The organism is Bradyrhizobium sp. PMVTL-01 (assembly GCF_051861855.1).
Taxonomy (GTDB): Bacteria; Pseudomonadota; Alphaproteobacteria; order Rhizobiales; family Xanthobacteraceae; genus Bradyrhizobium.
In genome coordinates this window covers 1955083-1967093 of record NZ_CP193982.1, presented here as the reverse complement: position 1 = coordinate 1967093, position 12011 = coordinate 1955083, and the positions used below count along the sequence as shown (strand labels likewise).

Sequence of the window (12011 nt, the reverse complement as noted above, 5' to 3'; positions counted from 1 at the left end):
CACGCTTATCCCACCTATTCACAGGGGCCGGCGCGGAAGCGAACCCCGTGATGGCTCCCGCTTCTCGCGCGGCGGTAGGAGCGTCGGGCCGCACGCATAGAGGGGGCTCAACTTTCTTGGGCCGCGCCCACGCAACGAGGTTCGCCGGGCGATAGTTTGGATCAGCCCGCCATCGCTTGCATACGTTGGCGTCGATCGTCTCATTGACCTTGATGTGACTGCCGTCTTCACCCATGCGGCTCCCTGCCGATAGCGCGATAGATGAGAAGTGAACCAGGCATAGAGACCAGAGCCAAAGGACGCATCGCTGCTCAACACCGGAAAGCGTGCGCGGCTTTTCGACAACCGCATTTGGATCTTTTGGGGGACGAACATCCCAAAGCGTGGGAGCGAAGTCGTTGCGGTGCTCACCGATGGCAAGAGCGTGATAGGCGTTTAAGATGTGGATGCACAATCCTGACTGGAGATGGCTAATCACGGGAATATTGTCTGCGGCCAAGCCGACTGAGCCCACCCAAACGTCGTAGCTCCTCAGACTAGAGCAGAAGCGGCGGCGTTTTTTTGCGTTTCAGTGCGGAGTTGCGATGAGAAAGAGCGGGAGACCTTGTTTTTAAACCGCAAGACGTCGCTATCGAAATTCAGCCTCGTCGCCGGCCCGTTTTGCACCTGTGCCTGGCAAGCGAGTATTCTTCCTAAAAGGAAACGGTGCAGTTCGTACCGAGCGCTTGCGCGTCGTATGGCGGCAGGCATTTGCCCGCGATGCAAAAGGTAGGAAAGTCGTTGGGAGGAAACTCTGCACCCGCCGCGCAGAACATATCGACAAACCTAGAACACTCCTGTAGGAAAGTGCACAATATTAGGCAGGCTACCTAAGAGCGTGTCGCGTCGTTCTATCTGTTTAAGTTCGCCCCGTACACCACGGCGGAATACTTTTCAATGTGAGCTGGCGCGAATGCCTGGTACCCGAGCCTATTTCAGGTGGCTTGCCAGCGACCTCCATAAATATGTGAGGAGATCACGCGATGACTGTGCGCGAGCAGCTGTTTACGTTATTGCGCAACCTTCGATGGGTAATCGTCCTGTCGATAGCTATCTCAGTATTGCTCTACCTGCCGGATCAGATTCAGGAGCTCTACCGGATAGCCGCCGACGACCTTGGTTGGGTGACGTTCAAGGAGTTCGCTGCCTTGGGCCTGATTGCTATAGTGATTTGGGCAAGCGCGTTTCAGCTCACAACTGCATCCCTGCCGCAAATCCCCAAGCCTTCGGGGCGCCTGGCTTTCTACATAAGACTTGCTCCCGTCCTGCTTGGAGCACTGCCGATCATCGCCGCCACAGCAGGCCAATTCGCCTCGCGGCCGGCGCGAAAGATTGGCGAGGTCGAGGAAGTCGGCAGTATCTTCCGCATTCAGGACCAGGCGCTCGCGTTCGAGCGGAACATGCTGTTCATCCTCGCAATCGCCATGCTGATCATGCTCGTCTGTTTCGTGACATTTACTTGGCGAATAGGATCAAGAGATCGCTCGACTGAGCTCGCGAGCCGCGCCAACAACGCTTACTTCATCCGCTACAGGTTTCTCGCGCTCTCAATCGGCGGCATCGTGCTGTTGACAGCAGCATTCCTCCTGCTGCCGGATAGGCTCGCACAATTTGTCGGATCGTTCGGCGTGATCGCTCTCTTTGCGGTTTGCGTCATTGGTCTCACAGTCCATTTTTCTCTCTTGACGATCCGATTTGCGTTTCCGTTTATTCCGGTTGTCTTTGGCGGCTTGTTTCTGCTCGCTTCCTTCTTGGGAGGTGACGACCACGAACTGCGTACTGTCTCTGAAGCAAACAGCCCGCCGGAAAAGGCGCGCATGTCCGCGGCCGCCGCATTCCGCGAGTGGCTTTTACAAAAGCCGCGAGTGGAGGAAGCCAAGAGGCTCGGCGAATATCCCGTCTTCATTGTGGCGGCTCAAGGCGGAGGGATCTATGCCGCCAACAATGCGGCGCGGTTTCTTGCGCGGATGCAGGATCTCTGTCCGGCATTTCGCCAACATTTGTTTGCGATAAGCGGTGTGTCCGGGGGCAGCGTCGGTTCGGCAATCTTCGCCGCTGCGCTCCACGCCGAAAATGCGTCTCTTGATCCGAATGCCGTTGAGGCAAAGACATGCCCCAAAATCGCGGATTTCCTAGCAGGGGTTGGACGGGTCCAAGATATTGATGCTCCTGGGCCGATCGAGCAGCGCGTTGCAGGCGTCCTGGCAACCGACTTTCTGTCCCCTCTGGTTGCCGGCTTTTTGTTTACTGATTTCACTCAGATGTTTTCACCGTTCGCGATCCCGGCCTTCGATCGGGCGCGCTTTCTCGAATACACTTTGGAGAACGCCGGTGACAGAATCCTCGGAAGCAACACGGGCAGCGGCAATCAATCCAACCTGCTGAAGGCTGACTTTCAGTCCCACTGGGCGCCCGGCAACAACATGCCGGCCCTGTTGTTCAACACGACGGATGCCGGCAGCGGCAAACGGGCAGTCATCTCTCCCTTTGATTTCGATCCCCTGCACCCCAAAGACACGGATCTGTGTGTTCTTGCAGCGCTTGAACGTGCGGGCACTGGGACGGACCAAACGGTCAAGAGCCACTCGCTGCGTATTCCACTCAGCACGGCCGCTTTCACGAGCGCACGTTTTCCGTGGGTGACGCCGGCCGCGACGGTCTCAGTCAAAAATGACTGCATAACCTCTCATCCGCACGCCCGCCTGGTGGACGGCGGATATGTGGAGAACTCTGGGATTGAGACCGCCCTCGACCTGATTGAGAAGCTTAATGCCATCAAGGGCACGTCCGATGCGCCGAAATTCAGGATTTACCTGCTGTCCCTCGTCAGCGGACAGTTCGGTGATCATGGTTCATTCATGTTCGGTGAGCTCATGGAGCCGGTACGCGCGCTTTTGAGCACGCGAACCTCCCGAACCTATGTCGCCCTCAATCATGCAACCAGCATCGACCGTCGGCCTGACGCCGAAGTGACGCCCAGTGTTCAGCGCTTTCCAACGTTCGGCCGCACGGACATCACAGGTTTGTTTTATAGCCTTCCACTCGGCTGGACGTTGTCCCAGAAGACCGAGGATATCATCTCATTGAGTAGCGGGCGCTTTTGGGACTGCGTGCCGAAGGACGACTTCGATCAGTCCCGCGAAAGGCAGAGCAATGCAGATTGCCTGCAGGTGAAGTTGTTCCATCTTCTGAATGGATCTGTCGCGACCGCATTTGAAACGCTGAAGGATGCCAAACTTGCAAGGGCTGCCTACGCCGACGAGCTAGCGAAGGAGTATCAACCAACTGCAAAGATCAAACCGCAGCCATTACTTGCTTGTTATGAGAGCAATTGGTTGCAACAGCGCGGTTATGAGGAATATCAGCAAAACGTCGCCGCCTACGAGCATCAGCTGAGTGAATCGAGCAAAGATCATTCGCCCGCGCCTCTCCCCGTTCCGCCATATCGCAAGACCTATATGGCCTACTATCAGGCCGAGCAGGTCAAGGCCTTGTTGCAGGAATGGGATCGCGTCGAGGAAACGGATCCCCGTATCCTCGCCTATATTCTGGGATCCGTCTCTTACGACAGCGCCGATTTTACTCGCAGCAGCGAGAACTTTTCTTACAGCGCGATTTCTCAACTCCCGCAGAAATGGCGCGATCGCATTGACAAAAATAACTCAAGACTTGTGGCCGCAAACAAGCCCGCGGTCGACGTGAACTCTTTGCTTAATCATCCCAAGGAACTAGCCAACTTCGTACTCGCTTACGATGACAACGACTTTGGCAACCAGCCCGGAACGGACGACGGCTGGCTGTTTCGCCCGCGAGGAATGTATCAATTGGTCGGCCGTGAGCAGTATCAGGAAGCGCAGGATCAAATTCAGCAGCTGGGCGAGCTGCAAGGGCTTGATTTGCTAACGCTACCCGACGCGCTATGGGATGCGAAGATCTCGGCCAAGGTCACTTTCGCGCACTTCCGGTTGCACCGGTATAAAGACGACCGGTTATCTCCGCCGGACAACCGCCGCACGTTGTTCGAATTGCTCAAGGATCGTGCAAACGACTGGACAACCGTGCGCGCGTTGCAATCGGATATGGCGCATCCAGCCGACCACGCGCGGGTCAATGCACGCAGTGAGATGTTCCTCGGCTGTATCGAGGAGGCGTTGCATCCGACGAAACTCAAGACCTTGCAAAGCCAATTCTACGGTGAGGAATGAAGGGTTCGATCCGGTCGTTCGCATTGCCTTGGCGAGGCGCGTACCGGCGAGATCGTTCGGCAGCTGATATTTAAAGTTTTGGTCTTACAGGGGGATTTTCAATGATCGCGAGGGGTCAAATCAACGGATCTCTGTTTCCGCGACGGCTTGCAAGCTTGTTAGCGGCAGGGGTGATGTTCGCCGCAGCTTTGGAGGTAGGAACGACGCCGGCGCAAGCGGCGTCGAGGCCGCTTGCGCCCAATTATGTGTCCATTCTCTTTCCTCCGCCGAAGTCGGCGGCCGACCTTGCCAACCTTATCGCCGTGTCCGATCTTGCGGGCCCTTCGGGATCGCCGCAGCGGCTGTTTTCCGACGCGGATTTCGCGCACTTTATCGCCAACGCCGAAAACCCGGAGCATCCTAGCGTGCCGGATTCGGGTGCACGGCACATTCAGCTTCCCGATGCCGTGAAAAAAATCGATGCTTGGTTTGTCGCCGGCATCCGGATCGATCCGGGCGCGCCGGGATTGTCGCCGGAGATCATCGCGCAGTTTGGCCGACAACCACAAATCCGGCTTATCATTCAGCCGGTGACCAATGGGCCGGACGGCTTCAAGGTTCATGACACTGCAGGCCACCTTATCTTCAGCTTCACCCTCGAGGCGGATCCGCCTCTGGACGGCTGCGCGCCGTTCCCGCGCTTCAAACCGGACGACGAAGCATTCAAGGGGATCGTTCGTGACGTCGCGACTTTGCGCGATCAGCTTGGCGCCGGGCATTTTGGCAATGTAAAAGTCTCGACTACCGGTGATCTGAATGTGCATCCAGGTCTTGTAGGGCGATCGGCGAAGGCGTTTCGCGATGTGCTCAAGGCGTTGATTGAGAAGCATCTCTCGCCGCAGCGCCTCAACACCATGGCCGTGATGGGCATCGCACCGCCCGAACCCTGGATTTTCGTGTCGATGTTAAGGGTCCCGCAAGCAGGCCTAATAGCAGTGCCCGGCCCGACGCTTGATGGCATGCACGCGGCACAGATGTTCAGCGCCATCGGCGGAAAGCACGTGGTCCCGCAACCGGGTACGAATAATCAAAATCCGATCACCTGTCGACACGCGGCATTGCAAAATCCGCCCTTGCCCGAAGCTGATCGTAAGGGTGTTTCGACCTCCGAGTTCATCGATGGCAACGTGCCCAACAGCCGCATCATCGAGATTGTCAATACTATTGCCGATCCGAAGAAGAGCCATTTCTTCAATACCGATTGCGTGAGCTGTCACACCGAGACGGCACAGCCAATCGCCAGGAAAATTCCAAGTTTCGCAGTCCCTGGAGTGAACCGGGCGGTCTGGCCGAAGGAAGACTGGAATCTCCGCAACTTCGGTTGGTTTCCATCCTTTTTGCGCGGCGGCCCCGCCGCGGCGACGATAACCAGACGCGCGGCAGGCGAGACGGCCGACGTGGTCGCCTTCATCAATAGCCAATTGCTGAACAAGTAACCGACGGCGTCGCCGTTTCCGCCAGCCTGCCGGGCCGGCCGGACGCACGAAAGATGGATGGAGTCCTGCTATGGGGAGACCTTCTTTTGGCTCTCGTCTTTTTTCCTGGCTGATGCGCTGGCCTCATATCACGAGCCTATTGTTGGCAATCGTCGTTGTCGTGATCGTGGCGGCCGGCCTGGTATATTTCATGCCGGATAAGGTTCGTGACGCGACCCTCAAAATCAAGAACGATGCTAATCTGGTGGCTCAATTGCTGCCTGCGACCCTGCCCGAGCCATCGAAAATCGAAAGCGCTTATTGGCTCCCGCAAAATTGGAGCGCCCGCCAGCGTTACTGGTTTCACCACACATCCCAGGGGACAGCGACCATCCCTGTCCCTTATCAGTGGTTTTTGGCTCTGGAACGGCCGGAGCTGTCCTTCTCTTACACGAGCTTGACGGACGAGATTTACCTGCGCCGCCTCGGCTTCATTCCCAGTCCTGGCTCAAAGGACTTCGCCGGTATTGCGCCCGCATATGGCTATCACGACGATGCGCCGAATGGGGACACATCCAACCCCGGCTGGACTCCAAGCGCGCCCGAGAACCCGAATGCTTTGCCGGTCGGCTTTGCCATCCTCAAGGGCGGCGTTGATCCGGCGACTGGCGCCCCATATGAAGATCAGATCGGCCTAACCTGCGCCGCCTGTCATACGGGTCATCTCGAATACAAGAATGTCAGCATACGGTTCGACGGCGGGCCGGCGATGGTCAATCTTGGCGAGGTTGAGAGAGCCGTCGGGCTGTCGATCGGCTACACGCTGCTCTTGCCATGGCGTTTCGAGCGTTTCGCCAGCAAGCTGGAGCAGATCAAAGGGCAGAGCGTCGATCGAAAACAGCTTCGAAGCGATCTTGAGCTAGCACTCCGAAAGATCAAGAACCAAAAGGCAGAGACCGACAGCCTTTTGACGGGACGGGGAGTGGCGGATCTCGATGAAGGGTTCGGTCGACTTGATGCGCTGAACCGGATCGGGAACCAGGTTTTCTATAGCAATCTACTCGATCCCTCGACCGGCGAACTCCCCGAACCACTTCTCAAGGGCAACTTCGCGCGCCACGACGCCCCCGTGAGCTTTCCACCGATATGGGACACGCCATATTTCCTTTGGGCACAGTATGACGCTTCCGTTCTCAACGAACTCGTTCGGAATGCGGGCGAAGCGCTCGGTGTCAGCGCAAAAATCAATATGACCGCTGACGCGCCCGGAAGGCCGCTTTTTGCCTCATCCATACATTTCTCCGACATCGCGCGATTCGAAGAGCTTCTGCGCGGCACCGATCCCTTTTCGTCCGAAGATGCAGGAGGCAGAAAATTCACCGGGCTCGTAGCACCCCGATGGAAGGACGCGCAGGAGAAATTCCGCGGTGACCCGGCCTGGGCGATCGATGAAAAGCTCGTTGAACAAGGTCGCGATCTTTATCGTGCTCACTGCTTTGAATGCCACCGAGGCCCGGTGAACGATGCTGCCTTTGACAAAAAGTGGCCGGAAGACTCGTTCTGGCGCGCAGAGAACCCCGATCGCTCAGCCAAGGACGAGAAGAATTGGGTAGAGATCGGCGGACGGCATTATTTTAACGTCGTCCAGATGCCGGTCTCGGCGATCGGCACCGACCGCCAACAATCTAACGTCCTCACGACGCGGCGCGTTCACCTACCCAAGTCACTCCGATTGAATCCTGCAGATGACCTCAACAAAGCCGGAGGTTGCGGCCTTCTAGCCGATAACGACGCAGATCCTCTGTTTGTACTCGCGCTCATGGACGTGGTCGGCAAAACGATCGACCAATGGGTCATTGCGAACGGCACTTCTGAAGAAACCAAGCAGCAAATGTGGGGGCCGAGGAAGAACTGCCAAAACCAGCGTGTCTATGTCGGGGCGCGTGCGAGCCGCAACGGCAAGGACGAAGTCGTTCTCGCCCTTGAGCCTCAGTACCGGGCGCGCCCGTTGGACGGTGTTTGGGCAACGGCTCCTTATCTGCACAATGGCTCCGTTCCGACACTGAGAGATATGTTGGTGCCGCAAGCCAAACGACCGACATCGTTTTGCGTCGGCAATCGTGCGTTCGACCCTGTCAAGGTCGGGCTTGTTACGAAAGAAAAGGCGATCGAGAGCTGTGCGGCCGGACTTACAAACTTCGATGTGACGCTGCTTGGCAACAGCAATCGCGGACATTCGTTTGAGGGTAAGGAAACCGACTTAACCAAGCTGCCGCCTGGCGTCATCGGACCAGAATTGACCGAACCGGAGCGCCGAGCGCTTGTTGAGTATCTCAAGACTTTATGAGCGATGCGTTGCCCGTCGACTTGTTTGTCGGCGCCGCTACCTTCAAGCTTCCGTCGGCGTCGCGCGCCTCGTCAGCGCGCGTGCCATTCGGGATGCGATCGAAACCCTGGGCCCGAGGGGATCGAGGACAATCTGGTGACCCCAAGCCGGAGGCTCGCTGAGGAGGCTGCTGAACCCCTGGCCAGACGAAGGGGCGGCGTTGGTTGCGGGGAGGCGTGCACTCGATTTCTGCGATTAATTGAACAAGAGGTTCCAAGGTTTGTGCATGAGAGGACGCTGACCGGGGCCATTTGCGCCACCTGAACAGCTGGCTCACATGAAAGACCGGCCATGCGAGCCCCCTCGTAAACACTGGCGCCGATGCTGCAACAAGCCGGTCCTTCTCATCCAGCGACCAGCCCGTCACCCCTCTAGCGAGGTGATCATCTCGACCCCCGTCATGGCGCTTCTCCCAAGATTACCCTAGGCCTGCAGCGATCGCATTCGTCAAACAAGGCGGCCTGTGGCGGGAGTTATCCGATCTTCGGCGTATGGTCCTGCCTCCGCGCCCTGAGAGAGAAAAATGCCGTTGGCCGGCGCTGAGTCTTCGCCCGGGAGTTTCGTCCACAGCACGCCATCGCACCACACGTGGTCAACGCGGCCCCATTGGCAGGCAGATGCCGCGTTCGGGAAAAACCCGTGTCCATTGCGATTGGCGCTGGTGTTGCATAGTAGCGGAATGCCCGTCAGGCCTTCGTATTCGACGAGAAGTTCGGCGATTTTGTGCTGAGAGGTCCTACAAATCGTCTGCAATCGCGCAGATCCATCCAGATGCACAACAGCGGGGATCTTGTCCCGCCATTCTGCTCGTATTTGGTGCTCGAAGAGCATGTAAGGGTCTGGCGTTCCAGGACTAAAAATATCCGGCGCGCGATCCTCCAGGCATATTGGCGCTACAGGCCGGAAGTGCTCGCGAAGTTTGATGTCGTTGAGACGGTCCTTCATTCGCGGCGATGTCGCCGCGGCCAGTATGCTTCTGCTACCCAAAGCCCGAGGTCCAAGCTCCGCGCGGCCGGCAAGGAAAATGACGGGCTTGTTGCTGGCGAGAATCGTTGCAAGTTCACGCATGCTACATGGTGAGCCGCCCCATCCGGGCGGCGCGCCGCCTCGTTCCACGGCTGGACCACTATAGACGGACCATTCCAATGGTATGAAGCCTTGGTCCGCCGCCAATGCGGAGCAAGCGGCACCTATTGCCGAGCCACTGTCATTCGGAAAGGGTGGCACCCAGATAGCATCGAACAAGCCGGCAGCTCGTAGTGCGCTATTCCATTTTATGTTGAGACCGCAACCGCCGGCGATGCACAGATTGCGCGCGGGAAGCCTCGGATGTCTCTGTATAGCACTCGCGAGTTTGGTAACGAGCAGACGCTCTTGGAACCAATGAAAGGATGCAAGCACATCTTCGGGGGCTTTGGCTTTTAACCGTAGCGCGCTGGCATCGAAGAACTCGTGGACAGGCTCAAGCGCGGCGTCCGCGCTGCAACGACCGACTGGCTCCGTAAACGTGCTAAAGTGCTTTTCGTACAGCTCCTGAAACACCTCGACAATGCTTTCATCGACTGAACCGAGCGCGATATAGGCCATCAACTTGCCCGCAACACCGAGGTCCCACTTGGTCCGGTTCCTCTGCTTGTATGGGCCGAAGTGATAGCCCGCGGCAGCATAAGCATGTCCGATTAGCGGGAAGAGGCACTCGAGGAACCTGGCGGCGCGGCGCTCTACATGGTAGAGACGTGGAAAGGAAGCTCCGTCCCACACCAGACAGAACGCGGGCTGCCCGGCCTTGGCGAACGGGCTGGTACAAAAAGCGGAAGCCACATGGGCTGTGACGTGCGGATAGCTTTTATAAGCGAAGGCGCTCTCGTTGAGCATCAGCCCAGAGCCGTCGTGCGCTATGAGAAGGCCTTCGGCATCGCCCTCAACATACGGTGCCCCTTTAAGGGTAATGGGTGCAGTCCCACTGAAAACCTCAAATTGTGACTCAACCTCGCCCCACCATCCGTCGATGACGAACCGATCAACGTCCCGCGGATCTAAACCGTGCTCTGCCAAGGCGACAACAACCGCATCGAGATTGTTGATTTTTTGATATCGCGGATTATTGCTCCGCTTCTCCTGCTCGACACAAAAGACAAGCCGTCCGTCCTCGATAAGGGCGACTGCTCCGTCATGGGTCAGTTTGATACCGCAGATGCGCATACTGTCTTCGAACCTAATGTCGGTGATCCACTCGATTTGAGGCGCCGCAACTGTTGCTCACGTCGCAAGACTCAGATGGGCTCCCATCTATCACGATGCACGCTCTGGGCCAGTTCCAATCAGAGGAATCGCTGGCGATTGTCTGATCAAAGTCGGAGTTGGAAGCGACTTGATCGATTCGTGACACCGGACGCGTTCGGTTTCGGACCAAACACTCCCGCCTGCGCACAATTTGCGTGCGTGCGACCTGCAGCCCCTTGTGCCTTCTCCGGCCTGGAGCGAACGAGTGCAGCGGAACTCTTTACCGGATAATGAATCGTGAGCCGATCCTTCTATTCCAGACCAAATCAGGAGACGTGACCTCCAGAGGCGGCGACGAATCGCGGTCTTTGATGTCACAATTCAACCGATGCTGGCCGTTAAGGGACACAGGAGCTGCTTACATTGCGCAGCGCCAGTCATCAGCTGAAGCGCAGATATTCATATCCATGCCATTCGTCTGCGACTGGACCGGCGGTTATTTGATCCTAAGGCTATTTAGCGCCTGGACGATGCGCTTCAGTCCGATCGCCGATGCCCCCGGTGGGGCGCCAAATGAGAGTCGCAGGCCGTTGACGTCGCCAAACGCGTCTCCCGCAACGCAGGCCACATTAGTTTGCTTCAGGAGCCAGTTTGCAACATCATCCCTCACTCGAACGCGACCTTCGTCCTGCAAAGCAGATGCAAGCCTGTTCAGATCAAGATAGAAGAAGAATGCCCCGTCGGCACGAGGTGGGGTTACATCACGTAGATTAGAAAGGATATTAAGACCCGTGTCACGAGCGTCGAAAAGCCGTTGGTATGTCTCCCGCTCAATGCAGCCGCCGGCCACCTGAAAGTGGCTCAGCATAGCCTGCTGCACCTCTCGACTTGGTGTTATCGTTGCGTAGCCCTGAAGCTTTCTTGCGGCAGAAACGATGGCCCTGGGAGCCGCGAAATAACCTAAGCGAGAGCCTGATATCGCCAGTGCCTGTGAACAAGGATTGACTATGATAGTTCGCGCTCGCACGGCCGGGTGCGCTACGACGATCGACTCATGGCGGTGTAATCCAGTGAATACTAATCTTGAGTAGCGCTCGTCCGAAATGATCCATATTCGGAATTCGATAGCAAGCTCGCCGACCTCCTGCAATATTGTTCGACTGTAGACTGCGCCCGTCGGATTGTTGGGTGAATTGATAATCATCGCTTTAGTCCGCGATGTAATGGCAGCTCGGATTGAGTTGACATCAGGATTGTATCGTGGGCGCTGAGCATCGACGAATACTGGTACTGCGCCAGCGGCGTGAACCAGTGCTGGGACCAACGGCTGCCAGGGGCGGATAATGATAACTTCGTCGCCCCTCTCCAGGACAGCCAAGCCCGCATAAAGCAGCGCTTCCTTTGAGCCGGCAGTGATGGCGATCTCTTCCGTACTCCAATCAACGCCTGTCTGCGCCGCGAGCCTTTCCGCAATAGCTTTGCGGAGCGGCATGAGGCCAATGGGATCCACGACGCCGCTCGCCCCAGAATCGACAGTGACCATCGCCCTCTCGTGCGCTAATGAGAGTGGCTGGAATATCTCGTCATGTGCGAGATCGATAAACTGATGCCCGCCAAAAGCAGAAGCCGACGCCACCTCCTGGGCGCCGGGCGCATGCTCTGTAAAACAGAACCATGTCGAGTCTGACGGCAAAGTGACCTCCT

At 57.2% G+C, this 12011-nt stretch carries 5 protein-coding genes; 3 read left to right on the top strand and 2 right to left on the bottom strand.

The window, feature by feature from the left end:
• Positions 1–1022: 1022 nt before the first annotated feature.
• The 3 genes from ACRQ5Q_RS09020 to ACRQ5Q_RS09010 all read left to right on the top strand — a co-directional run bounded on the left by ACRQ5Q_RS09020 (position 1023) and on the right by ACRQ5Q_RS09010 (position 8045).
• Positions 1023–4244, top strand: a complete 3222-nt coding sequence (locus ACRQ5Q_RS09020; protein ID WP_439397221.1) for a hypothetical protein — start codon at positions 1023–1025, stop codon at positions 4242–4244.
• Between the two features lie 173 nt (positions 4245–4417).
• Complete coding sequence (locus ACRQ5Q_RS09015; RefSeq protein WP_439397219.1) at positions 4418–5719, top strand: hypothetical protein; 1302 nt, start codon at positions 4418–4420, stop codon at positions 5717–5719.
• Positions 5720–5861: 142 nt separating this feature from the next.
• On the top strand, positions 5862–8045 hold the full coding sequence (locus ACRQ5Q_RS09010) for a di-heme-cytochrome C peroxidase (RefSeq protein ID WP_439397217.1): 2184 nt from the start codon (positions 5862–5864) through the stop codon (positions 8043–8045).
• Between the two features lie 486 nt (positions 8046–8531).
• Here the strand turns inward: ACRQ5Q_RS09010 and nodU are convergent, their stop codons facing one another.
• Both nodU and ACRQ5Q_RS09000 read right to left on the bottom strand, forming a co-directional pair.
• A complete protein-coding gene (gene nodU / locus ACRQ5Q_RS09005; protein WP_439397215.1) occupies positions 8532–10286 on the bottom strand; it encodes a nodulation protein NodU in 1755 nt (584 codons plus the stop codon).
• A 517-nt stretch (positions 10287–10803) separates the two neighbouring features.
• Positions 10804–12000, bottom strand: coding sequence for a pyridoxal phosphate-dependent aminotransferase (locus ACRQ5Q_RS09000; protein ID WP_439397213.1), 1197 nt, complete (start codon positions 11998–12000; stop codon positions 10804–10806).
• Positions 12001–12011: the final 11 nt, after the last annotated feature.